General features: G+C 65.8%; 20 protein-coding genes. 7 read left to right on the top strand and 13 right to left on the bottom strand.

The window, feature by feature from the left end:
• Window positions 1-3 precede the first annotated feature (3 nt).
• The 4 genes from ilvD (at window position 4) to C6Y53_RS21280 (ending at window position 5,105) form a co-directional block, all read left to right on the top strand.
• Entirely contained in the window at window positions 4-1,875 is a 1,872-nt protein-coding gene (gene ilvD / locus C6Y53_RS12755) for a dihydroxy-acid dehydratase (RefSeq protein WP_106472762.1), read from the top strand.
• Between the two features lie 19 nt (window positions 1,876-1,894).
• Window positions 1,895-2,836: a 2-hydroxyacid dehydrogenase gene (locus C6Y53_RS12750; protein ID WP_106472761.1), complete on the top strand. Its 942-nt coding sequence runs from the start codon at window positions 1,895-1,897 to the stop codon at window positions 2,834-2,836.
• Window positions 2,837-2,873: 37 nt separating this feature from the next.
• The gene (locus C6Y53_RS12745; RefSeq protein WP_211299379.1) at window positions 2,874-4,049 is read left to right on the top strand and encodes an L-lactate dehydrogenase; all 1,176 of its coding nucleotides are present in this window, start codon (window positions 2,874-2,876) and stop codon (window positions 4,047-4,049) included.
• A 264-nt stretch (window positions 4,050-4,313) separates the two neighbouring features.
• Window positions 4,314-5,105, top strand: coding sequence for a hypothetical protein (locus C6Y53_RS21280; RefSeq protein ID WP_106472760.1), 792 nt, complete (start codon window positions 4,314-4,316; stop codon window positions 5,103-5,105).
• Between the two features lie 125 nt (window positions 5,106-5,230).
• On the opposite strand, the gene C6Y53_RS12735 is transcribed toward C6Y53_RS21280, so the two are convergent.
• On the bottom strand, window positions 5,231-7,036 hold the full coding sequence (locus C6Y53_RS12735) for an amidohydrolase (RefSeq protein ID WP_106472759.1): 1,806 nt from the start codon (window positions 7,034-7,036) through the stop codon (window positions 5,231-5,233).
• A 577-nt stretch (window positions 7,037-7,613) separates the two neighbouring features.
• Here C6Y53_RS12735 and C6Y53_RS12730 point away from each other — a divergent pair.
• Together C6Y53_RS12730 and C6Y53_RS12725 are read left to right on the top strand one after the other, a co-directional pair.
• Window positions 7,614-8,588 carry a helix-turn-helix transcriptional regulator gene (locus C6Y53_RS12730; protein WP_106472758.1) on the top strand — a complete coding sequence of 325 codons (975 nt, stop codon included), beginning with the start codon at window positions 7,614-7,616 and terminating at the stop codon, window positions 8,586-8,588.
• 23 nt (window positions 8,589-8,611) lie between these two features.
• On the top strand, window positions 8,612-9,277 hold the full coding sequence (locus tag C6Y53_RS12725) for a HEPN domain-containing protein (protein WP_106472757.1): 666 nt from the start codon (window positions 8,612-8,614) through the stop codon (window positions 9,275-9,277).
• A 73-nt stretch (window positions 9,278-9,350) separates the two neighbouring features.
• Here C6Y53_RS12725 and C6Y53_RS12720 read toward each other — a convergent pair whose 3' ends face one another.
• The 3 genes from C6Y53_RS12720 to fmdA all read right to left on the bottom strand — a co-directional run bounded on the left by C6Y53_RS12720 (window position 9,351) and on the right by fmdA (window position 11,527).
• Complete coding sequence (locus C6Y53_RS12720; RefSeq protein WP_106472756.1) at window positions 9,351-9,653, bottom strand: FmdB family zinc ribbon protein; 303 nt, start codon at window positions 9,651-9,653, stop codon at window positions 9,351-9,353.
• A 59-nt stretch (window positions 9,654-9,712) separates the two neighbouring features.
• Window positions 9,713-10,222, bottom strand: a complete 510-nt coding sequence (locus C6Y53_RS12715; RefSeq protein WP_106472755.1) for an AmiS/UreI family transporter — start codon at window positions 10,220-10,222, stop codon at window positions 9,713-9,715.
• 78 nt (window positions 10,223-10,300) lie between these two features.
• Window positions 10,301-11,527: a formamidase gene (gene fmdA / locus C6Y53_RS12710; protein ID WP_106474098.1), complete on the bottom strand. Its 1,227-nt coding sequence runs from the start codon at window positions 11,525-11,527 to the stop codon at window positions 10,301-10,303.
• Window positions 11,528-11,901: 374 nt separating this feature from the next.
• On the opposite strand from fmdA, the gene C6Y53_RS12705 reads away from it, so the two are divergent.
• Entirely contained in the window at window positions 11,902-12,630 is a 729-nt protein-coding gene (locus C6Y53_RS12705; RefSeq protein WP_211299378.1) for a winged helix-turn-helix domain-containing protein, read from the top strand.
• On the opposite strand, the gene C6Y53_RS12700 is transcribed toward C6Y53_RS12705, so the two are convergent.
• From C6Y53_RS12700 to C6Y53_RS12660, 9 genes are all read right to left on the bottom strand, one after another.
• A complete protein-coding gene (locus tag C6Y53_RS12700) occupies window positions 12,592-13,737 on the bottom strand; it encodes a sensor histidine kinase (RefSeq protein WP_106472753.1) in 1,146 nt (381 codons plus the stop codon). The two genes, C6Y53_RS12705 and C6Y53_RS12700, sit on opposite strands and share 39 nt — an antisense overlap.
• On the bottom strand, window positions 13,734-16,364 hold the full coding sequence (locus C6Y53_RS12695) for an ATP-binding protein (RefSeq protein ID WP_106472752.1): 2,631 nt from the start codon (window positions 16,362-16,364) through the stop codon (window positions 13,734-13,736). The genes C6Y53_RS12700 and C6Y53_RS12695 overlap by 4 nt, the downstream gene beginning before the upstream one ends.
• A gap of 228 nt (window positions 16,365-16,592) precedes the next feature.
• Window positions 16,593-17,483, bottom strand: coding sequence for a DUF1684 domain-containing protein (locus tag C6Y53_RS12690; RefSeq protein ID WP_106472751.1), 891 nt, complete (start codon window positions 17,481-17,483; stop codon window positions 16,593-16,595).
• Window positions 17,484-17,539: 56 nt separating this feature from the next.
• Window positions 17,540-18,850: an acyl-CoA thioester hydrolase/BAAT C-terminal domain-containing protein gene (locus tag C6Y53_RS12685; protein WP_106474097.1), complete on the bottom strand. Its 1,311-nt coding sequence runs from the start codon at window positions 18,848-18,850 to the stop codon at window positions 17,540-17,542.
• 47 nt (window positions 18,851-18,897) lie between these two features.
• A complete protein-coding gene (locus C6Y53_RS12680; protein WP_106472750.1) occupies window positions 18,898-19,812 on the bottom strand; it encodes an Ldh family oxidoreductase in 915 nt (304 codons plus the stop codon).
• Window positions 19,809-20,543: a GntR family transcriptional regulator gene (locus C6Y53_RS12675; RefSeq protein ID WP_106472749.1), complete on the bottom strand. Its 735-nt coding sequence runs from the start codon at window positions 20,541-20,543 to the stop codon at window positions 19,809-19,811. The genes C6Y53_RS12680 and C6Y53_RS12675 overlap by 4 nt, the downstream gene beginning before the upstream one ends.
• A gap of 24 nt (window positions 20,544-20,567) precedes the next feature.
• Window positions 20,568-21,380: an ABC transporter permease gene (locus C6Y53_RS12670; RefSeq protein ID WP_106472748.1), complete on the bottom strand. Its 813-nt coding sequence runs from the start codon at window positions 21,378-21,380 to the stop codon at window positions 20,568-20,570.
• A gap of 1 nt (window position 21,381) precedes the next feature.
• Window positions 21,382-22,185: an ABC transporter ATP-binding protein gene (locus C6Y53_RS12665; RefSeq protein WP_106472747.1), complete on the bottom strand. Its 804-nt coding sequence runs from the start codon at window positions 22,183-22,185 to the stop codon at window positions 21,382-21,384.
• Window positions 22,185-23,204, bottom strand: coding sequence for an ABC transporter substrate-binding protein (locus tag C6Y53_RS12660; protein ID WP_106472746.1), 1,020 nt, complete (start codon window positions 23,202-23,204; stop codon window positions 22,185-22,187). The genes C6Y53_RS12665 and C6Y53_RS12660 overlap by 1 nt, the downstream gene beginning before the upstream one ends.
• Between the last annotated feature and the right edge of the window lie 7 nt (window positions 23,205-23,211).

The raw sequence follows: 23,211 nt of genomic DNA, 5'->3' as shown, positions 1-23,211 counted from the left end.
GAGATGAAACTGCGATCAGACAGGGTGACGGTCGGACCGATGAACACGGGCGTGCGCGCGTTGTGGCGGGCCACCGGCACCGCGCCCGAGGAATTCGGGCGCCCGATCATCGGTATCGCCAATTCCTTTACCGAGATGGTTCCCGGCCATGTGCACCTGCAGGCGCTGGGCCGGCTGGTGGCCAAGGAAATCCGCGCCGCGGGCGGGGTGCCCAAGGAGTTCAACACCATCGCCGTCGATGACGGCATCGCCATGGGGCACGAGGGCATGATGTATTCGCTGCCCTCGCGCGAGATCATCGCCGACGCGGTGGAATACATGGCCAACGCCCATGCGGTCGACGCGCTGATCTGCCTGTCGAACTGCGACAAGATCACCCCGGCGATGCTGATGGCGGCGAACCGGCTGAACATTCCCACCATCTTCGTGTCCGGCGGGCCGATGGAATCGGGCAAGTTCGACTATCGCGGCAAAACCCGGCGCATCGACGCCATCGACACGATCTATGTCGCCGGGGCCCCGGACGCCACCCAGGCCGAAATCGACGCGGTCGAAGAGAGCGCCTGCCCCACCTGCGGCTCCTGCGCGCTGATGGGGACGGCAAACTCGATGAACTGCCTGACCGAGGCGCTGGGGCTGGCGCTGCCGGGCAACGGCACCATCGTCGCCACCCATACCGACCGCGAGGACCTGTTCCGCAAGGCCGCGCATCGGATCGTCGGGATGGCCCATGCCTATTACCGCGACGGCGATGACAGTGTCCTGCCGCGCGCGATCTGTTCCCGCGAGGGGCTGGAAAACGCGGTGCGCATGACCATGGCAATCGGCGGCTCGACCAACACGATCCTGCACCTGCTGGCCGTCGCGCAGGAATCCGGGGTGGATTTCACCATCGACGATTTCGACCGGATCAGCCGCGAAACCCCCTGCCTGTGCAAGGTGTCGCCCTCGGCGCATGAGGTGTTCATCGAGGACATGCACCGCGCCGGCGGCGTTATGGCGGTGGTCTCCGAGTTGCTGAAGGCGGGGCTCTACAACCGCGACAACCCCACCGCGCTGGGCAAGCCGGTGGCAGAATACGCGGCGGAATGGGACATCACCGATCCCGCCAACGACGAGGCGCGCAGGCTGTTCTCCGCCGGGCCCGGCGGCATCCGGTCGATCCGCGCCTTTTCCCAGTCCAGCCGGTTCCGCGAACTGGATACCGACCGCGCAACCGGGGTCATCCGCGATGCGGACCACGCCTTTACCGCCGAAGGCGGGCTGGCGGTCCTGCGCGGCAACCTGGCCCCCGACAGCTGCGTGGTCAAAAGCGCGGGCGTGCCCGAGAACCTCTGGCAGTTCCGCGGCACCGCCATCGTCAGCGAAAGCATGGAGGAGGCGCTGGAAAAGATCCGCAACGGCACCGTGCAGGCCGGTCACGTCGTGGTGATCCGCCATGAGGGGCCGCGCGGCGGGCCGGGAATGCGCGAGATGCTGACGCCGACGGGGATGCTCAAGGCCGTGGGGCTGGGCGACAAGGCGGCGCTGATCACCGACGGGCGGTTCTCGGGCGCGACCTCGGGGCTGTCGGTCGGCCATGTGTCGCCCGAGGCGGCCTCGGGCGGCGTGATCGGGCTGGTCGAGGATGGCGACCCGATCGAGTTCGACATCCCCAACCGCCGGGTGCACCTGGACGTGAGCGACGAGGAACTCGACCGCCGTCGCGCCGAGATGAACGCCCGCGGCGACAAGGCATGGCGGCCGGTGAACCGGGTCCGCCAGGTTTCGACCTCGCTGCGGATCTTCGGGCTGATGGCCGCCTCGGCCGACAAGGGCGGCGCGCGCGACACGGAAAAACTGGACCGGCTGGAACGCGCCGCGATCAAGGCGTGACGGTGAGAGGATAAAGGCAATGACCAGAACGGTAACGCTGGCCCGGCCCCTGCCGGTGCCGGAAATCGAGATCGGCGGCGAAGCGGTCGAGTTCCTGCCGGTTGCCGCGCCCGGCGAGGTTCCGGACCGGGCCGAGGTGCATTGCACCACGTCGCTCGACCCGCTGCCCGCCGAGGCGATCGCGGCGCTGCCCGGCAGGGTCGGCCTGATCGCCAATATCGGTGTCGGCGTGGACAATATCGACCTCGCCGCCGCCGCGGCGCGCGGCATCGCGGTGTCGAACACGCCGGTTGTGACCGAGGACACCGCCGATCTGGCCTTTGCCCTGATCCTCGCCGCCTGCCGCCGTATCGGACAGGCCGAGCGGTTCCTGCGTGGCGGTCAATGGGCCGCGTCCGGCACCGCGCCGCCGCTGGGCGGCCGGGTGCATGGGCGGACGCTGGGGCTGGTGGGGTTCGGCGCCATCGCCCAGGCGGTGGCCCGGCGGGCGCGCGGGTTCGACATGGAGGTGCTCTACTGGAACCGCACCCGCCGGCCCGAGGCCGAAGCCACCACCGGCGCGGCCTACCAGCCCGACCTGGATGCGCTGATGGGACAATGCGATATCCTGTCGGTGCATACCGCGCTCAGGCCGCAGACGCGCGACCTGATCGATGCGGACCGGCTGGACAAGGTCCGCAGGGGCGCCGTTCTCGTCAACACGGCGCGCGGCGGCATCGTGGATGAGGCGGCGCTGGTTGCGGCGCTCGAGGACGGCCGGCTCGCGGCCGCCGGGCTCGATGTGTTCGCGGCGGAACCCGAGGTAGATCCCGGTCTGCTGGGGCGCGACGACGTGGTCCTGACCCCGCATATCGGCAGCGCCACGGATGCCTGCCGGGCAGACATGGCGCGGCGGCTTCTCGCCAATGTCACCTCGTTTCTCGAACATGGCCGGGTCATCGACCCGGTGCAGCCCGGCTGAGGACGGGCCGCCACGCAACCGCTGTCGGAGTATCGCAATGCCCACACTGAATCTCGTTCCCGTCTCGGTCGGGGATTATCGGCGCATCGCCGAACGCAAATTGCCGCGTTTCCTGTTCGACTATGTCGATGGCGGCGCCTATGGCGAGGTCACGCTGGCGAGGAATGTCGCCGATTTCGCCGGGATCGTCCCCCGCCAGCGGGTCATGCGCGATGTCTCCTCGGTGGAGACCTCCACCCGCCTCGCCGGGACCGATTGCGCCATGCCGCTGGCGCTGGCGCCGGTGGGCATGGGCGGGATGCTGGCCCGGCGTGCCGAGATCCAGGCCAAGCGCGCCGCCGATGCCGCCGGGGTGCCGTTCACGCTGTCGACCGTGTCGATTTGTTCGCTCGAAGAGATCGCCGCCGTGTCCGACCGACCGTTCTGGTTCCAGCTCTACATGCTGCGCGACCGGGGCGTGGTGACCGAGATCCTCGACCGGGCATGGGCGGTCGGCGTGCGCACGCTGGTCTTTACCGTGGACCTGGCCGTGGTCGGCGAACGGTATCGGGACATCCGCAACGGCATCGCGGGCGGCACCGGCCGCTGGGGCCAGCTGCGGTCGGGGCCGCTGTCCTACCTGTCGCATCCGCGCTGGCTGTGGGATGTGGGCGTGACGGGCAAACCGCATACATTCGGCAATCTCGCCGCCTATGTGCCCGCCGCCACCAACCCGACCCAGTATCGCGAATGGGTGGGCCGGCAATTCGACGCCTCGGTGACCTGGGAGGATATCGCCTGGCTGCGCCAGCAGTGGAAGGGCCAGCTGATCATCAAGGGCGTGCTGTCGCCCGAGGACGGCATCGCGGCGGCGCGGGCCGGGGCGGACGCGGTCATCGTGTCGAACCATGGCGGGCGCCAGCTTGACGGGGTGGCCTCGTCGATCTCGATGCTGCCGCAGCTGCGCGAGGCCGTGCCCGACACCGTATCGGTCCTGATGGATGGCGGGGTGCGCAGCGGGCTGGACATGTTCCGCGCGGTGGCGCTGGGGGCCGATGGCGTGATGATCGGGCGGCCCTGGGCCTATGCGGTGGCGGCCCGCGGCGAGGCCGGGGTCAGCGCCATGCTGACGGCCTTCGCGCGCGAGATGTCGGTGGCGATGGCGCTGTGCGGCGTCACGTCGGTCGCCGACATATCCCGCGACCTCGTGGCGCTGGAGGGCGACAACCGCTGACCGCGCCGCCGGGCGCGTGCAACCGGTTCACCGGAGGGGACGCGCCCGATTGCAGCACGCTCTGCCGGGGCTGGCGGCAGGCCCGTCACGCCCCCGCAGGGCCGCGCCCACACAGGAAAGGGAAAGACCCGATTTCACCGGGGGTTGTGCGGCGCAGGGCTGCCCATCCCCGTTTCCGGCCCTGTTTCCATGCAGACGAAAGAGCTTGGCGAGACCGTTGGCGCGGCTATAGTTCCGGCCAGCGTAATCTGGGGAGCATGTCCAATGATCAGACCAGCAATCGCAAGCCTCGCGGCATTCGCCATCCAGACCGCGGCTCCGGCCCTTGCACAAACCAGCGACGAAGCGCTTGCCAAGGACCTGGCAAACCCGATCGCCTCGTTGATAAGCGTGCCGTTTCAATACAATTTTGACGACAATATCGGGCTGCAGGACACGGGGCACCGTTCGACCCTGAACGTGCAGCCGGTGATCCCGATCTCGCTCGGCCCGAACTGGAACCTGATTTCCCGGACCATCGTGCCGCTGATCTGGCAGGAGGACGTGGTCCCGGGGACCAGCCAGTCGGGCATGGGGGATATCGTTCAGAGCTTCTTTTTCTCTCCGGCGCAGCCAACCGAAGGCGGGGTGACCTGGGGGGTCGGGCCGGTGTTCCTGCTGCCCACGGCGACGGATGGCCTGGGCGCCGATCAGTTCGCGGCCGGGATCACGGGCGTTGCCCTGCGCCAGACCGGGCCATGGACCTATGGCATGCTTGCCAATCATCTCTGGGATGTCGGCAGCGGGTCGGTTCCGATCAGCGCCACCTTTGCCCAGCCGTTCCTGAGCTACACCACCCCGACCGCGTGGAGCTTCACGCTGCAGGCCGAGGCGACCTATGACTGGGAAACCGACCAGGCGTCGGTTCCGATCGGGGCGATCGTGACAAAGGTGGTCAAGATCGGCAACCAGCGGGTGAGCGTCGGCGGCGGGTTGCGCTATTGGGCGGAAGGGCCCGACAGCGGCCCCGAAGGCGTGGCCGTGAGGCTGATCGCGACGCTGCTTTTTCCGAAATGACCGCGCAGGTGCGCGGGCACCTGCGCGTCATCCGATAACCGCCAGTTTCCGGCAAATGCGCAATCCCGCGCATCGGCGGTCACGGACATCGCGCCCGTGACCGCCCGGAGGCGCACAAGGGCCGGTTAGCCCCTGCTCAGCCCATCGTGCATCGCATCAAGAAACTCGTGAGCGGATGCAGGGTCGGAGAACATGGGCGACCAGCGCAGGTCGCCCTTCCTGATCTCCTCGTCGGCCTCGTAGACCACGTTCCCGTCCTTGATCGTCACCGTCACCTTGAGACTGTCCAGGGTTTCGGGATCGACCGCCGTCGGGTCGTCGGACAGCACCACGAGATCGGCGATCTTGCCGGGTTCGATGCTGCCTTTCCGGTCTTCCTCGAACTGCTGCCAGGCGGGCCAGATCGTCATCGCCTTGAGCGCCGTCAACACGTCGACGCGGTGGATGGGGCCGAGAATGTCGCCCGACCGGGTCCGGCGGGTGACGGTGGCGTCGAGAATGCGCATGCTGTCGGGAAAGGCCACCGGCGCGTCGTGATGCGTCCCGAACATCAGCCCCCGCTGCCGGACCCAGCCCACGGGCGAGATGTTGTCGGCATTGACCGGCCCGACCGTATGATCGCGGTGCCAGTCACCCCAGTAATAGGTGTGCATCGGGAACAGCGACATGAACACGCCCAGGTCCCGGTAGCTGTCCACCTGGTCCTCGCGCATGAACTGGCCGTGGATCAGGACGGGGCGGTTGCCCGGATCGCCGTATTTTTCCTTCGCGACCCCGATCGCGGTGATCAGCATGTCGGATGCGCCCTCGCCATTGGCATGGGTGATGACCTGGAGGCCGCGTTCGTAACACCAGTTCACCGCATCCTGGACCTGCTCCATCGTGACGGCGGAATAGCCCGCATAGCCCGCCGGGTAGTCGCCCACCGGGTCGTAATAGGGCCGGTCGCGCAGCGCGGTGAAGCCCTGGGGCGACCCGTCGATGGTCAGCTTGCAGCCGCCGACACGGACATGGCCGGTATAGTCCTTCGAAGCATTGGCCTCGATATAGTCCTTCGATTCCAGTACGTCGGGAAAGGTGATCACATCGACCGGCAGTTCGCCCGCCGCATCGATCGCCTTGAGCGCCTCGACGATGCCGGCCGAGGCCCGGCCATCCTGCGCGGTGGTGTAGCCGAAGCTCGCCCACATCTCGGCGCCCGCCTTGGCAAAGGCCGCGACCCCGTCGGGGCCGAGCTGCGACAGCAGCGGAACCAGCACCGTGAAGAAGGCGTATTCCTCGAGCACGCCGTTGGGTTCACCATCGGCGTTGCGCTGGATCACCCCGCCGTCGGGGTTCTCGCTGGACGCGTCGATGCCGGCCAGTTCCAGCGCCTTCGAATTGGCGACGCCGAGATGCCCGGACTGGTGAACGATCACCACCGGAACCTCGGTGGACACGGCATCGAGATCTTCGCGCGTCGGATGCCGCAATTCGGTCAGCTGCGCGTTGTCATAGCCAAAGCCGACGATCATCTTCACCTTGTCGACGACATCGGCATGTTCCCCGGCCCAGGCGCTCAGGCTGTCCTGAAGACTGGCGATATCGGTGATCTCGCCATCCGGCGGCGCCAGCAGGTTTGCCGACAATGCCTGAAGCCCGCCCATCACCACATGGCCGTGGCTGTCGACGAAACCCGGTATCATCGTGCGCCCGGCAAGGTCGAAGACCTCGGTCGCATCGCCCTGATGTGCCGATACCTTCGACAGCGCCCCCACGGCGAGGATCAGGCCGTCTTTCACGGCAACGGCCTCGGCCTTGGGCTGGGTGTCGTCGATGGTCAGAATCGGACCGCCCGTATAGATCGTGTCGGCAACCTCTTGCGCCGCTGCCGTGCCAGCCAGAAACATCGCACCACCAATAACCGCGGTCTTGCATGAACGGGACATCATCTTGAGTGTTCTCCTGAAAGTGGCATCTGGGCGCCCGGGGGTCGGGAGCGATCCGTATTGACGGCCCGTGACCTCCGGACGGGCGATCCGGGCAAAGCGACGTTGCCAGCCTTCCCGGTTGCAGTGTCTGCAACATCAACACCGTGGTCAACGGCGAAGGCGGGGCAGACCGCCATCGCCTGCCCCGCTGTCATCCGCGATCCGGAACCGCCGCCGCAGGTTGCGGACCCGCCCGCCTCCGGCCGTGATAGCGCCCCGTCCGGCGGCTGGGGAATATCCCGGTTTCGTGATCCCATGGTGGTTTCCCCATATGGTTTCGCCCGTGTCGGAATGATCGGCGGGCAGCCGGGGACGACAGGTCGAACCTTATGCGCGGAAAACGGATCGGGCAAAGGGCGATGCCCCGGCGCGGCGATCCCGATGACGCGACCGCCCACCGCCCGCGTTTTCCGGTTTCAGGTGCGCCTGCCGAGCCAAAGGAACCGGTACTGAAATCACTTGAGAATCGGCTCGACAGGACACCTGAAGGGTTTTAGCCTGCGAGGGTGACAATCTCTGTCGGGCTTGCGAGGTGCGGATGTCCTTTTCCAAGGCACAGGATCTGATCCGCCTCGCGCAGCTGGCCGCGTCGCGACGCACGGGTATCAGCCTCGAGGAGATCTGCGCGGAGTTCGGGGTCTCGCACCGCACCGCGCAACGCATGACCGATGCGCTGGAACAGACCTTCGGCAACGTGGATGCCACCGATGGCGCGGATCGCAAGCGGCGCTGGCGGCTGGTCGATCCCGGTCTGTCGCGGCTCCAGCTGCGCCACGAAACCGGCGTCGAAGCGCTCGAAATCGCCGCGCGCACGGCGGAAACCGAAGGCCGGCTGCGCCACGCGCGGGCGCTGGACGAGTTGCGCGACGGGATGCTCGTGCGGGTTCCGGCGCGGGCGCGGATCGAGGCGGATGCCGAGGCCGTCCTGGCCGCCATGGGACAGGTCACCCGGCCGGGCCCGCGGGTCGGGGTGGCCCCCGGCATCCTCGACGCGATCATAGAGGCCCTGCGCGGCCCGTTCCGGCTGCGGGTCCGTTACAGCGACCGGGCCGAAAAACGCATTCTGGAACCGCATGGGGTGTTGCTCGGCCACCGGACCTACCTGGCCGCCCGCGATCCGGCCAGGGCCGACGAGGTGCGGAATTTCCGCATCGACCTGATCCACGAGGCCGAACCCCTGAACGAGAGCTTTGCCTTTCAGGACGGGTTCACCATCGCGAATTATGCCGCGCAGGCGTTCGGCGTCTGGCAGGATCCGGCGCAGTTCGGCGAGGTGATATGGCGGTTTGCGCCCGAAGCCGCCGAGCGCGCGGCGGGCTTTCGCTTTCACCCCAGGCAGGAACTGGAGCCACAGGATGACGGCAGCCTGATCGTGCGCTTCCACGCCGCCGGCTGGCTGGAGATGGCGTGGCACCTGTATCAGTGGGGTGACAAGGTGGACGTGATCGCCCCCGAGGCGCTGCGAACCATGGTGGAGGGACATCGCCGGTCCGACTTCGCCGCGATGCCATGATCTGAATTCCGAAGGTAGGACCCATGCCCGACAGCCTGACATTCACCACCCTCAAGGACAAGCAACGCGCCATTCGCGCCGGGTTCCCCGAGACCATGGGGCTGCGCGTCCACCGCGCCATCAGCTGGATCGGCCGCGCCGAGACTTGCGGTGCGGATGACGATGCACGCTTCATCTTCCTCTGGATCGCCTTCAACGCGGCCTATGCCGACGAACAGGAATTCCAGTCCATCCCGCAGGGCGAGCGGGCGGCGTTTCTCGATTTCTTCGGGCGGCTGTGCGCGCTGGACCGGGATCAACGCATCTACAAGGCGGTCTGGCATCAGTTTTCCGGGCCGGTTCGGCTGCTTCTCGAGAACCGGTATGTCTTCAACCCGTTCTGGCAGCACCATAACGGCATCGACGGGTTCGACGACTGGGAAGACCGCTTCAGGTCGTCGGCCCGTGCCTTCGCGCAGGCCTTTCAGTCCGGCGACAGCGCGCGGGTTCTGAGCTTCGTCTTCGACCGCCTCTATGTGCTGCGCAACCAGCTGGTGCATGGCGGCGCGACCTGGAACAGCGGCGTCAACCGGGCACAGGTCCGCGACGGCGCCGCGATCCTGGCCTTTCTCATGCCGATCTTCATCGACCTGATGATGGACAGCCCCACCGAAGATTGGGGCCGACCGTTCTATCCCGTGATCTCCTGAGACACCGGCCCCGATCGCCCCATGCGCGCGGCACCGTCACCGGGGTCCGCAACCGAGACGCCCCGGCACCCGGTCAATGGCCGATCATCCATTTGTAGCGCGTGGGCCGTTCCTTGGGTTTCCCGATCTTGCACATCGGGCAGCCGCATCCGGCCAGGTGTTTCTTGTTCACCACCCGCGGTTCGCTGCCGCTTTTTTCCGAACGCGACATGTAACCGCGCAAGGTCGAGTTCATCAGGTTGAGGCCGGGCAGCGCCACCTTGCGCTGGCTGGGCTTCGCGCAGCAGGGACAGCTGATTTCGCTCGCGGCATCAACGATCGTGTTCCAGGTGTCAAACACGCCGCACTCGGTGCATTCATAGGTATAGATGGGCATCCGAATTTCTCACTTTCTTGGGTTTCGGTCCGCGACCGGCCGGGGCATTGAATGGGGGGTTAGAGAAGGCCTTCGAGGATCAGGAAGCCGGGTATCCAGCCCGTCACGATGCCGGTCAACAGCGTCACCACCGCCGTCGCCCGCAGGATCGGCCGCTGCAAGGCGAGCAGCAGGAAATACATGAACCAGAGCACCGCCCAGAGCGCCCAGTTGAGCCCCATCCAGAAATCCAGCGTGGTCTCGGCGGTCGCCAGCGCCCTGAGCGCGACCGGAACGACCGTGACCGAGACGAACAGGCTGAACCAGCCCAGCCCGCGCCCGTCCACCGCGACGAGGCGGTTGTAGGCCACCCAGAAATAGGTTGTCGCGAACAGCAATGTCAGCGAACCGGCCCGGACCGACCCGGCATCCGCCGCGCTGCCGAACACCGATGCGAGCCCGACCAGCAGGGCCACGACCCCCGACACGATGTTGATGACGACGATTTCGCGATCCTCGATCTTGCCGGATAGCCAAAGGCCGTTCAGGAAGAGGACGACTCCGACGTAAAGTAATAGAAAGCCAAGCACTTTTTTGTTCCTCGTCGTTGGGTTCAGCGGCCGGAAAGCCAATCCGGCCGCATGCGCTCTTGCCCGGGTTCGACGGCGTCAGCTGGTCCTTGCCACGTCGGCGCCAGAGACCTGTTTGGCCGGCCCGGCCGATCCCGGATTTATGTCGAAATCGAAGATCGCGGTCGGGATCGCGAGCGTGGCACAGACGTTGGGGATATCGACGATGCCGGCGATGCGTCCTTCCACCGGCGCAGTGCCCAGGATCATGTAGGCCTGTTCTCCGGAATAACCGAATTTCTTCAGGTATTCTATGGCATTGAGGCAGGCCCGGCGATAGGCGACATGGGCATCCAGATAGTATTGCTCGCCGGTATGCTCGTCGACGGAGATCCCTTCGAAGATCAGGTAATCGTCGAAATGCGGGTCGATCGGGCTGGGCTTGAATATCGGGTTGACGACATTGTATTTCGCCATGCCCCCCTTGATCACGTCGACGCTGATATCGATCCAGCCGGCCATTTCGATGGCACCGCAGAACGTGATCTCGCCGTCCCCCTGCGAGAAATGGATATCGCCCATCGAAAGCCCGGCACCCTTCACATAGACCGGGAAATAGACCTTGGAGCCGCGCGACAGGTTCTTGATGTCGCAATTGCCGCCATGTTCGCGCGGCGGCACCGTGCGCCATGCCTCGGCGGCCGCCACGCTGGCCGCGTCACCGCTCATCTGTCCCATCAGCGCCGTGTCCGAGAACGGCAGCGCGGCCAGCGGCGGCACCCGGTCGGGATCGGTCGCCACCAGTTCGGCCTCGCGCCGATTGGCTTCGTCCAGCAGCTTGCGGTCAGGCAGGCATCCGATCAGGCCCGGGTGAATGATGCCGGGATATCGCACGCCGGGAATGTGCCGCGAGGTGGTGTAGATGCCTTCGAAATCCCAGCAGGACTTGCTGGCTTCGGGATAATGTTCGGTCAGAAAGCCGCCGCCATTCTCCTTGGCAAAGAGGCCGTTGAACCCCCATTCGGAATCGGCCTTGGCACCAAGGTCGAGAATGTTCACCACCAGCAGGTCGCCCGGCTCGGCCCCCTCGACCCCGAACGGGCCGCTCAGATAGTGGACCCGCGTCAGGTCCACGTCACGGATGTCGTTGGCGCTGTCATTGTTGCCGATCTGGCCGCCGGTCCAGTCGTGGCATTCCACGCGAACCGTTTCATTGGGTTTCAACATCTCGACAAACGGGATATCCGGATGCCAGCGGTTGTGGGTCTTGATGTCGTGGTCTTCGGGGGCCTTGTTGAGGTCGACTTCAAATACTGTTCTTGGCATGTCGTTCATCTCCCTGGGTAGGCCGGGGCGGAAAATTCGCACCCCGTGGCTGGTGATCCGGTACGATCTGCGTGAGGTCTGCGCGGATAGGAGAATCTCTAGCAACGCCGTGTAATCGCTCTGTGCCCGGAGAGCCCCGGCATTGTAATCTTTTGTAACCAAAGGCTAGTCTGACATACAGATTTTCGGGGCCGGATATGGTCTTATCTGTTTGTTTTTGCGCGATTTACCCCTCGCGCACGGCACATGTATCAGCGCCGTCCTCACGACAGCCCGGACATCGACGGCCCTTTACATCGTCTTACCAGTCGACTTGACAGAGGAGTTTGGAATACGCTTGCCCCATGGTAGGGAGACGGCGCTCGAACAGGGTCTTGGTCGTCGATGACGATCGTGGCATCTGCACCTTTCTCAAGCGGTTCCTCGGCGACGAAGGCTTTGTCGTAAAGACCGCGGATGAAGGGCGGAAGATGCGCCGCGCGCTTGCGGATGACGCCTTCAACCTGATCCTGCTCGATCTGGGGTTTCCCCGGGGCGAGGACGGCGTGACCCTGGCACGGCAGCTGCGCGTTCAATATGATTACCCGCTGATCATCATCTCCGGCAAAAACACCACGATCGACAAGGTCGTGTGCCTCGAACTCGGTGCGGATGACTATGTGACCAAGCCCTTCGAGCCGCGCGAATTGCTGGCGAGAATGCGAACCGTGATGAGACGGTATTCCGGGCGCGTCGATCCGGGGCCATCCCGGGACCAACAGGACGCGTTCCTCAGCTTTGCCGGCTGGAAGCTGGATCTCGACCGGTATCACCTGAACGCGCCGACCGGCCAGCGGATCCGGCTTACAGGCCGTGAATTCGAAGTCCTGCGCGCGCTCGTGCAACGCCGCGGGCGGGTTCTGACACGCGAGCAGATCCTGGATATCGTCGCCAACCGTTCATGGTCCCCCTACGATCGCAGCGTCGACGTGCTGATTGGCAAGCTTCGCCGCAAGCTGGGCGACCAGGCCAGCAACGCACAGCTGATCAAGACGGTGCGCGGTGTCGGCTATGTGTTCGCGCCCTCAAACAGGTCCGGCCTGCACGCCGCTGGGCAGGAATAGCGTCATGGTCGTGCCCTGACCGGGCGCCGTTTCGATCCCGATCCATCCGCCATGGGTATGCGCGAAATTCTCGACCATCGTCAGGCCAAGCCCGTTTCCATCGCCGCGTTTCTTGGTCGTGAACAGCGGCTCAAACGCGCGCGCACGCACGTCGCCTGACATGCCGGTTCCGGTATCCGCAACCGAAATCGCGACGAACCGGCCCGCCGCGTCGCCGGTTCCGTTCGCCGCAGGCGCTGAACCGGCATCGTGGTTTCGGGCCGTGATGGTCACGGTTCCACCGCTTTCCATCGCATCGCGCGCATTCAATGCCAGGTTCAGCAAACTGGTTTCGAGCAACCCGCGCGACACGGTCACAGGGTCGATCCGGTCCGGCACCTCCAGGCGGGCGTCCCAACCCTGACCCAGCGTCCGGCGCAGCATCACCAGGAACCCCTGCAGCATCTCGACCAGGTCGATCGGATGGTCCCGATCACCCGGTCGCGCACCGAGGTTGAGCAGGCGGGAGGTCAGTTCCCCGCCGGTCAAGGTCGCGGTGATCGCTTCGCTGACCAGTTCGGAAAACTCGGGATGCGCCCGTCCGATCCGTTCCTCGAGCAGGCGCAGATTGCTCAGCAATACCGCCAGTATGTTGTTGAAATCATGGGCGACACCGCTTGCCAGTTGGCCGATCACCTCCATGTGCTGTTTCTGGCGCAGCCGTTCCTCGCTCAGCTTCCGCGCGGTCAGCAGCTGTTTGCGCTCGAAACACCGGTCCAGCGTCGACAGCACTTCCTCGATATGGAACGGTTTGGAGAGATAGTCATAGGCGCCGGCCTGCAACGCCTGGATCGCGGTATCGACGGAAACAAAGGCCGTGATCATCAGGCACATCAGGTCGGGGTCGATCCGGCGCAGTTCGCGCACGACATCGAGACCGTCACCGCCGGAACCGAGCCGGATGTCGACGAGGGCCACCGCGATGTCGTTTTGCTCGACGGCCTTCAGGGCGGATGTGACGCTGTCGGCACACAGGACATCGTAATTCTCGAGTGTCAGCAAGCGCCTCAGGCTCTCCGAGAAATCGATGTCGTCATCGACGACGAGGATCATGCGCCGCCCGGTCACGGCTCGGGCGCCCCCGCGCGCGGCAGGCGGAACTGCACCGTCGTGCCGGTTCCGCTTTCGCTGGTGACCCTCACGGTTCCGCCCATGTGCTCGATGATGCGCCGGACCAGAGGCATCCCCAGGCCTACGCCGAAGGCGTTGGTGCTGAACAGCGGCTCGAAAATACGGCGGCGAACATCGTCAGTCATACCGATCCCTCTGTCGGTCACATCCAGGACAACCTCGTCACCTTCGGAAAACGTCGCCACCCTGATCGGGGCATCACTCGTCGCGAGATCGCAGGCCTGGGCGGCATTGTTCAGGATGTTTACGAAGGCTTGCCTCAGCCGCTCGCTATCCGCCAGAACCGCGCTTTCCGACCCCAGCTCAACGACGATCCGCGCCCGCAATGCCGGGTCGATATCCGCCAGGGCCCGCGTCACCCAGCCGTCCAGTTCGATCTCTATCGCATAGAATGAATAGTTCCGCGAAAAATCAAGAAGATCGTCGATTATCTTGACACAGCGCCATGCGTTGCGCTGCAGCCGATCCAGTTCGCCCAGGGTTTCCGCCTGGGTCCCGGTCACCGAACGGCGCAGCAGGTCGGCGGAATTCACCAATGTTCCCAGGGGGTTTCTCAGTTCATGGCTGACCGTCGCGGTAACCTCGCCGATGGCGGCCAGGCGTTCGTTTGCCGCCAGGTCATTCTGCGCCTTCTCCAGTTCCTCCAGCGAGATCAACAGGTCCCGCTCCGCAAGTTCGCGGCTCTCATGCGACAGCACGATCCACCAGGTTCCGACCGCCAGCAACGGCAGCAGGGCCAGGAACACGCCGAAGAGGATCAGGCTGCTGTCGAGATGCGTCGATGCCGGGTCCGGCTCGATCAGTCGATAGGTGATCAGGATCGCCGCGGCGACGACCACGGAAAGCGCCAGGAATATCCCGCCCGCCTTGACGAGCCGCTTGAACGTGTTGGGGGCGATCTTGGCCCTCAGCCCGCCCGTGCTGGTCCCGAAATCCGTTCCCACCGCGACCTGCGGCGACTTGCACATGTCGTGGCAATGCGCCTCGAGGCTGCAGCACAGGGAACAGACCGGGCGCTGGTAGAAGGTGCAGTGGGCCATGTCCGGGCGTTCATATTCGAACCCGCACAACTCGCAGCGAACATTTGCATCCCCGGGCCCGGCCAGCGCCACCGAGGGACGGGCAATGTAATAGCGCCCGCCGGTCAGGACGCCGATCAGCACCGCCGTGAGCAAGGCGATGAAAAATGCCATCGGCGCGGCATAGGCCTGGGCAAGCTCACCGAAAAACCCGGCAAAGACGAAGAACGCGGCCAGCGAGGCCAGCGCCATCGCGCCACATCCCACCGGGTTGAAATCGGGCAGATAGGCCCGCTTGAATTCGGTGAATGACGGGCTGATGCCGAGCGGCTTGAGGATCGCGAGATCGGCAAAGATGGCGCCGACCCAGGCCGCCGCAATGACCGAGTAGATTGCAAGCACCACCTCGAGCGTGTCGAACACCCCCAGCATCATCAGCAGGAGCGAGATCATGATGTTGAACAACAGCCAGACGACGCGGCCGGGGTGATAGAGCGTCACCCGCGAAAAGAAATTGGACCAGGCCAGGGAACCCGCATAGGCGTTGGTTATGTTGATCTTGACCTGCGAGATGATGACGAAGATCGTGGCCGCCGCCAGCACAAGCCCCGGATCGGCAAAGACGTATTCATAGGCCTGGATATACATGTGGACCGGTTCCAGCGCGGTTTGTTTGGGTTGGCCGGCCGAAATGACCAGCACCGCGAGAAAGCTGCCGAAGAGGATCTTCAGCCCGCCGACCAGTATCCAGCCGGGGCCGGCGAGAATGACGGCCGCCCACCAGGCGGACCTGTTCTTCCGGTTCTCCTCGGGCAGGAACCGCAGGTAATCCACCTGCTCGCCGATCTGGATGGAAAGGGCGAACAGGATCCCAAGCGCGCTGCCGAATGACAGGATGTTGAACGCGCTCCCGCCCTCCTGCGTGCCGATGAACCCGGTCCACCGCCGGATCGTCTCCGGGTCTTCGTAGAGGATGTAGGCGAACGGCAGCAGCTGCATCGCGACCCAGACCGGTTGGCTGACCAGCTGAACGCGGTTGATCATGGTAACGCCCATGAAGGTGATCGGAATGATGACGATGGACGAGATCAGGTAGCCGACGACCAGCGGAATTCCCGCCAGCAGCAACAGGGCCTGCGCCATGATGGCGCCTTCGAGCGCGAAGAAGATGAACGTGAACGTGGCATAGACGAGCGACGTAATCGTCGAGCCGATATACCCGAACCCCGCGCCGCGCGTCAGCAGGTCCATGTCGATATTGTAGCGGCTGGAGTAATACGCGATCGGGAAACTGGCGATGAAGATGAACACGATCGCGACCAGGATCGCCGGAAAGGCATTGGCAAAGCCGTGGCTCAGCGTGATCGCCGCACCGATTGCTTCGAGCGCGAGAAAGGATATGCCGCCAAGCGCGGTGTTCGCGATGATGAAGGGGGACCATTTGCGAAATGACCGCGCCGCATATCGCAGCGAATAATCCTCGAGCGATTCATTGGCGATCCAGGAGTGATACGACCGAAGCAGCGGAGAATGCGTGTTCTTCAATACAAGACACCTCCTGGCAAACCGCCGATGCTGCCGGATCCGCTCTGGCCGGTCTCACGACTTCGGACCTGTTCCCTCCCACGCCGCGCCACGCCGACGCCACCCGGCGAGGGTGGCGTCGTGGTTCAGCATAATTCCGATGGTATTGGAAAACCGGAACCGGTTTCAATCTGCCTGACAGGCTCGGGCAACCGGGCGATTTCGACCCTTGGCGCGGGTCGGCCCGCGTCAGCCCACCGCATCCGCCCGCGCCTGATAGGTCATCGTCCGCGCCACGGTTTCCGTCGGGCGCTTCTCGCCCGCGAGCACCTCGAAATCGAGCTGGTTTTCGGCGGGCACCAGTGGACAGGTGACGAAATTCGTGAAGGCGCAGGGCAGCGCGACCGCATAGTTGAAATCGATCCAGTCGATGCGGCTGTTTTCAGCGTCGGTGAATTGCAGTTCGACGACGCGGCCGGCCCCGTAGGTGACCGGACCGCTGGTCTGGTCGCGGACATGCGCGACCGGCTGGATGCCGTTCGGGGTATCCTTGCCGATGATCACCAGGTCATAGCGTTTGCCATTCCGCTCGAACGCGAAGGTCCCCATGCGCGGGGTGGTTTCGCGGACGCCGGCCTCGACCGTCTCGGCCTCGTAATCGACGCGCGCGGTCGGTGTGAACACGCCGGGAATGCGCCATGCCGGGTCATAGTCGAACGCGGTCACACCGGCATCCTCCGGGCGCGTCGCCCGGTTCGGGTCGCGCACGCGGACCGCGAATAGCCGTTCGCCGTCATCCCTGGTGCGCACGATCGTTTCGACCTCGTTCACGCCGGAATAGACCGGCACGCTGTCACCGTGACCATAGGTCTGGTTGCGTCCCGGAACGATCTCGACCGGGCGGTCCGGATATGCACCGTTCACCGACAGGCTCGGTCCCTCGGCGGGCGGCGTGAACATGACCCGCCCGTCCCTGACCGACCAAAGTCCGGGCAACAGGTCGAAACGGACATCGCGGTCGTTCTCTTCCAGCCAGTATTGGGCAACCAGCGATGTCCAGCCATAGGGGCGGAACATCGTGGCGACATGGGCATAGCGCCATTCGCGCCACTGGCCTTCCAGATGTTCTTTCGTGGGCATCTTCGTCGTCCTTTCAAAGAAGTTCGGGGGTCGGCTTGCGCCTGGAAACTCGGCGGCTAGCGGCCGGTGATCTCGTCCAGAAACTCGAGCACGCCACGCCAGGACCCGCGATCGGCCCCGGCATTGCCCGACGGCGTGCCGCCGCTGGTATAGGGCACCTTGGAAACTGGATGCTCGCGGGCAAGCTGCGTGGTCGGCACGAAGGGCAGGTTGATCGCGTGACCGGCGTCGTCGAAATCCAGGTGGCGGACCAGATGCGGATGGCCGTGCCGGCGCAGGGTCGATACCACCATGCGGGAATACAGGCTGGACGGCCAGGCCCGGTCGTCGCGGCCCGAGATCAGCAGCACCGGGCCGGTGATGTTCTCGACCGGAATGCGCGCGCGCGCCGCGAGGTCGCGATCCTTCAGCCCCTCGAAGAAAACCGAATGGTGGCGGTCGGGCGGGGCATCGCCCGCCCAGGGGTGCCAATGCACCGCCGCGTTGTCCTGCCACAGGTGGGGCAGCGCCGCGCCGCCCCGTGTCCAGGTCACCCCGTGCCAGCCGCCACGCGCGGGATCGCCCGCGCCCTGCGCGCCGTGGACCATTGCGCCGGGCACATAGGCGATCACGGCAGAGACGAGATCGGGGAATGTCGCGCCCATCAGCAGGGCCAGTTCGCCGCCGCGCGACTGACCGCTGACCGCCACGAAACCGTTGCGGGGGGACAGGGTCCGCCGCACCCAGCCGAGCCCGGTTTCGAGGTATTCGAGCGGCGTTTCGGTGATATAGGGCGAGAGACCCGGCGCCTTGAAATAGCCGAGCGCAAAGGCCTGGTAGCCACGCGATGCCAAAAGCGCGCCGCGCGGTTCGTTGATGCCGCCGCCCGAACCGTTCAGGACCACGACAACCGGATGCGGACCGGGCCCGGCCGGGGTGAACAGCGTGCCCACCAGCCCTTCTTCGCGGATCTCGCGCCGCGTCACGCCCGGTGCCGCGAAACGCTGGATCAGCTCGGCCCCGGCGCGGCGACCATCGGCGGTCTCGGCGGTCAGCGTGGTCACGAGGGGCTGCATGACATCGTCGGCAAAGATCTCGTCGCCCGCGCCGCCCGAGGGATGCTGACCCCATAGCAGGCCCATCGGCGAAACCTCGGCATAATCGCCGCCGACGGGGGCGTCACGGGTCAGATCGACCACCCCCTGCGCGTCGGCCAGACAGGTCACCTGGCTGTCCCAATCGCTCCCGCCCGATCGCCGCGTGCGGGCGGAGATTGCGACCAGTTCGTCGAGGGCAAGCCCGGTGACCACGATCCGGCGTTCCTCGTCGATCAGACCGTCGGCGGGGACAATCGACAAAACGGGGTCGGAGGCGGGATTGGTCGTCATACCGTGTGTCACCTGTTCGGGTCGGGTGGTTGAATGATCCTGCGGCATCACCGGTCCTCCGTGCCACGCATGGCGGCGAGATAGCCGTCGAGCCGGCGTTCGAAATCTGCGTCCAGCGCGGCATCGGGCGGCAACCCGCCCCCGCGCGGCCAGTATCCGCCGCCCCCGGTCCAGTCGCGCCGAAGCCCGGCAAGCCCGGACCGCCAATCGGTTTCCCGGCCCGCCGCATCGGGATCGAACGCGACGAGGAACACGCCGCGCCCGGCCGGGTCGCCCCGGCCGCCGCCCGCGACACCGGCCATGAGTTCGACCACCAGACCCAGCAGCGACCCGACCTGCCCGCCGCGCGGCAGCAGCGCGGCAACCTCGGCGGCGACGCGGGTCGGCCGCCCCTGGCCATCCAGGGCGATCCCCTCTGGCAACGGGCTACCATCGGCGCGGGCCTCGCGGATATCGGCCATGGTGCAACTGCTGGTGGCGGCATCGATGACCACGCGGTCCGCGCCCTGCCCGATGGCAAATGCCAGCGGGTTGGTGCCGATCACCGGGCGCGTGCCGCCATGCGCCGCAACGAATGGTGGCCCCTCGGCACCCGCGAGGCCGGCAAGGCCCGCATCGGCGAGATGACGCACGAAGGGCGCGAGCCGGCCGAACCCGCGAACCCCGCGCAGGAACACGGCCGCGACACCGAAGCGCCGGGCCGCCGCCGCCAGATCCAGCGTGGCCGTCGCCACCGCGAGCGGCGCGAAACGGCCCGAACAGTCGAGCCAGCGCAGGGCCTGCATGTCCGCACCCATCTGCGGCGGGCGCAGATCGGGCGTCCATTCCCCGAGCATGGCAATGCCAAAACGCGGCTGGCCCAGCGCATCGGCCTCGATCAGCGCCGAGGCGGCCAGCCGTGCGGCCGGACCGCCACCCAGCGCCGAGGACAACCGGTCCACCGCATCGACGGCCGCGATCATCGCCGCTCTCCCCGGCCTGCGCCACCGCCGCGGATTTCGCTTTCCGACAGGTAGCCCAGCGTCATCAGGCGCTCGATCAGAAACTCCCGGCTGTGGCGGATATGGTCCGTTTCTATCGCCGCGGCGCGGTCGCCGTCGCCCGCTTCGATCGCGTCGACCAGCGCGGTATGTTCGTCGGAATGCTCACCCGCCTTGACCGAGAAATCGATGGCAAAGCGCAACAGGCGCTCGAGCTCGTCGAACAGGCCTTCCGACAGGGTGACAAGACGCTTGTTGCGGCTGCATCGGGCGATGGCCAGATGAAACCGCCGCGCGACCTGCTGCATCGCACCCACATCCATCGGCGCCGCATATTCGGCCACGATCCGGCGCATCCCGGCGATGTCGTCCGGCCCGGCATAGCGTGCCGCCTGCCGCGCCATATGCGGGCCGATGGCCGCCCGCAGGTCGAGGATCTCGTGGACCGCCTGAAAGGTGATCGCCGCGACCCGGTAACCGCTGCGCGGCAGGATCGTGACCAGCCCGTCGGCGGCGAGCCGCTGCATGGCGTCGCGCACCGGCGTTTTCGAGACCCCGTAACGGCGGGCGATCGCGGCCGCGTCCAGCGTCGCGCCCGGCGCGATCTCGCAGCGCATGATCTCCTGGCGCAGCGCCAGATGGATGCGTTCGGATACGGTGACCGGGGCAGTCGCGGCGGCAGTCGCGGCCGGGCTGGTATCAACCGGTGTCATGTGCGTGTGACCCCCCTGCCGCCGTCAATGCTTGGCCCAGGGCACGAAACGCCGCTCCAGCGCCTCGATGGCGAGGATCGTGAGATAGCCCATGACCGAGATCACGACGATGCCGACGAACATCCGCGACACGGCAAAGGTCTGCCACGATGCCCAGATGAAGAAACCGACACCGCTGCGCGCGCCCAGGAACTCGGCCGCTGCAATGATGATGTAGGATGACCCGGCGGCCAGTTTCAGACCGGTAAAGATGCTTGGCAGCGCAGCCGGCAGCGCAAAACGGCGAAAGGTCTGGAAACGGGTGGCGCCGGCGTTTTTCGCGACATCCATGTAGATCTGCGGCATCTGCATCACCCCGCCCATGGTGTTGTAGAAGGTCAGGAAGAACACGCCGATGGCGATCAGAACGAATTTCGAGGCATCGCCAACACCGAAGATCAGCAGGATCAGCGGCAGGATCGCGATCTTCGGCACCGGGTAGAGCGCGGCAAAGATCGGCCCGAACAGCCGGCGCACCGGCCGTGACAGGCCCAGGACGAGGCCCAGGACGATCCCCGGCACCGCCCCCATCGCATAGCCGACCCCGATCCGGCGCAGCGTCGCCCCGATATGGTCGAAAAGCTCGAGGCTCACCACCATGCCCCAGGCGGTTCCGGCAATCGCGCTCGGCGCAGGAAAGAAACGCTGGTCGATCAGGTTGAACCGGCTCGACAGTTCCCAGAGCAGCAACAGCAGCAACGGGCTGAAATAGGAGGCGAAACGATACACCCGTTCCCGCCGGGCCGGCGCCTTGAGCCGCCGCAGCTCGTCTTCGGTAAGGGCTCTGGATGTCGTCATGTCAAACCTCTCCCGGTGCGGCCAGCAGGTTCCAGACCTCATAGGTCATGTCCCAGAACCGCTTGTCGCGCCGCATCTCGACCACGTCGCGCGGCCGTTCGAACGGCACTGTCAGTTCGGCCACCAGCCTGCCCGGGCGCGGCGACATCACCAGCACGCGGTCGGCCAGCGTCAGCGCCTCGTCGACGCTGTGCGTGATGAAGACCACCGTCTTGCGGGTCGCCCCCCAGATCCGCAGCAACTCCTGCTGCAGGACCAGCCGCGTCTGTTCGTCCAGCGCGCCGAACGGTTCGTCCATCAGCAGGATCTCGCGGTCTTCGGCCAGCGCGCGCGCCACCGAAACCCGCTGTTTCATGCCGCCGGACAGCTGGTGCGGCCGGGCCCTGGCGAAATCTCCCAGCCCGGTCAGCGCCAGCAATTCACCGACCCGCGCGTCCTGCTGCGCGCGGGGAACGCCCTTGAGGCTCAGCGGCAGGGCGATGTTCTCGGACACCGTCAGCCAGGGCAGGACCGAGGCCTCCTGAAAGACCATGGCCGGGGGCATGGCACTGTGCAGTTTCACATCGCCGCTGAGTTGCTGTTCGAGATCGGCAAGCACGCGCAGCACGGTGGTCTTGCCGCAACCGCTGGGCCCGACGATGCAGACGAATTCGCCCTGCGCCACCGAGAAACTGAAATCCGACACCGCCACCGTCACCCGGTCGCCTTCACTGTCGTAAAAGGCCTTGGTCAGGCGGTCGACCTCGATCATGGGCCGCGCCACCGCTGCCGCGGCCGGGCGGGCCGATTCAAGCGCAACCGCCATTACGGCTTGCTCGCGACGAGATCGTTGGCGCGTTTCAGCAGATCGCGCCGATAGACCGCGTCGATATCGGCGTCACCCTCGTATTCCAGCGCGCCGCGGGCGCGGAAAAACGCCTCCTGCTCGCGCACCGAAGCCATGTCGATGGCCCCGTCCTGCGACCGGATCGTGTAGGGGATACCGCGCAGGGTCTGGGGTTCGGTCCCGGTGTACTTCGCCACGATGTCGACGATCCCGTCATCCGTCCAGCCGCCATTGTCGAGCAGCCGGGCGGCCTTGAGATAGCCCGCCATGAACCGCACCACCGCATCCTCGTTGTCGGTGACGAAATCCTGGTTGAACGCGATCAGGCCAAGCTCGGTGCCAAAGGTATGATCCTCGACCAGCCGGCGGCCCAGCCCTTCCTGTTCGAGCTTTCCGGCAAAGGGTTCGATGCTCCAGCCCGCTTCGAGCGCGCCATTGGCAAAGGCGGCGGCGGTGGCCGGCGGCGGCAGATAGACCGCCTCGACATCGTCGATCGTCAGCCCGCCCTTCTCGAGCGCCTTGGCGACCGAATACATGCCAAAGCCGCCGGGACCGGGGATGCCGACGCGCTTGCCCTTGAGATCGGCAACGGTCCGGATCCCGTCGTCCCATGCCGCCTGCGAGACCATGAAGGGCGACGGCGACGGGACGGTGTCGGGCATCCGGGCCAGGGTGGCGATGATCGAAACGGTCGCGCCGCGGCTGAGCGCGTTGAACAGGCCCGCCCCCCATGTCGCACCGCCGGTTTCGATATTGCCCGACGCAAGCATCTGGATCGTCTCGGCGGTATTGCCCTTGGGCGACAGCGTCACGTCGGCCCCGAATTCATCGAAGAACCCCATTTCCTTGGCAACGAAGAACGGCGCGTAGTCGGCAAACGGCGAATAGAGAAATTCTATGTTGGGCCGATCCCCGGCCCCGGCGGGCAGCGCGAAGGAGGAAATCAGGGTGGCGGCAGCCCCGGCTGCCAGTAGATCACGACGGCTGATGGACGACATGTGCGAA

Origin of the sequence: Pukyongiella litopenaei (assembly GCF_003008555.2) — a bacterium.
Taxonomy (GTDB): Bacteria; Pseudomonadota; Alphaproteobacteria; order Rhodobacterales; family Rhodobacteraceae; genus Pukyongiella; species Pukyongiella litopenaei.
The sequence above is the reverse complement of the archived record's forward strand: the minus strand, read 5'-3'. Positions and strand labels throughout refer to the sequence as shown.

Excerpts from the sequence above, each read along its gene's own strand:
- C6Y53_RS12685 (WP_106474097.1), bottom strand. The coding sequence starts at position 18,850 with ATGACGACCAATCCCGCCTCCGACCCCGTTTTGTCGATTGTCCCCGCC.
- C6Y53_RS12665 (WP_106472747.1), bottom strand. The coding sequence starts at position 22,185 with ATGGCGGTTGCGCTTGAATCGGCCCGCCCGGCCGCGGCAGCGGTGGCG.
- C6Y53_RS12660 (WP_106472746.1), bottom strand. The coding sequence starts at position 23,204 with ATGTCGTCCATCAGCCGTCGTGATCTACTGGCAGCCGGGGCTGCCGCC.
- C6Y53_RS12680 (WP_106472750.1), bottom strand. The coding sequence starts at position 19,812 with ATGATCGCGGCCGTCGATGCGGTGGACCGGTTGTCCTCGGCGCTGGGT.
- C6Y53_RS21280 (WP_106472760.1), top strand. The coding sequence starts at position 4,314 with ATGATCAGACCAGCAATCGCAAGCCTCGCGGCATTCGCCATCCAGACC.
- C6Y53_RS12675 (WP_106472749.1), bottom strand. The coding sequence starts at position 20,543 with ATGACACCGGTTGATACCAGCCCGGCCGCGACTGCCGCCGCGACTGCC.
- C6Y53_RS12720 (WP_106472756.1), bottom strand. The coding sequence starts at position 9,653 with ATGCCCATCTATACCTATGAATGCACCGAGTGCGGCGTGTTTGACACC.
- ilvD (WP_106472762.1), top strand. The coding sequence starts at position 4 with ATGAAACTGCGATCAGACAGGGTGACGGTCGGACCGATGAACACGGGC.
- C6Y53_RS12670 (WP_106472748.1), bottom strand. The coding sequence starts at position 21,380 with ATGACGACATCCAGAGCCCTTACCGAAGACGAGCTGCGGCGGCTCAAG.
- C6Y53_RS12690 (WP_106472751.1), bottom strand. The coding sequence starts at position 17,483 with ATGCCCACGAAAGAACATCTGGAAGGCCAGTGGCGCGAATGGCGCTAT.
- fmdA (WP_106474098.1), bottom strand. The coding sequence starts at position 11,527 with ATGCCAAGAACAGTATTTGAAGTCGACCTCAACAAGGCCCCCGAAGAC.
- C6Y53_RS12745 (WP_211299379.1), top strand. The coding sequence starts at position 2,874 with ATGCCCACACTGAATCTCGTTCCCGTCTCGGTCGGGGATTATCGGCGC.
- C6Y53_RS12730 (WP_106472758.1), top strand. The coding sequence starts at position 7,614 with ATGTCCTTTTCCAAGGCACAGGATCTGATCCGCCTCGCGCAGCTGGCC.
- C6Y53_RS12750 (WP_106472761.1), top strand. The coding sequence starts at position 1,895 with ATGACCAGAACGGTAACGCTGGCCCGGCCCCTGCCGGTGCCGGAAATC.
- C6Y53_RS12725 (WP_106472757.1), top strand. The coding sequence starts at position 8,612 with ATGCCCGACAGCCTGACATTCACCACCCTCAAGGACAAGCAACGCGCC.
- C6Y53_RS12735 (WP_106472759.1), bottom strand. The coding sequence starts at position 7,036 with ATGATGTCCCGTTCATGCAAGACCGCGGTTATTGGTGGTGCGATGTTT.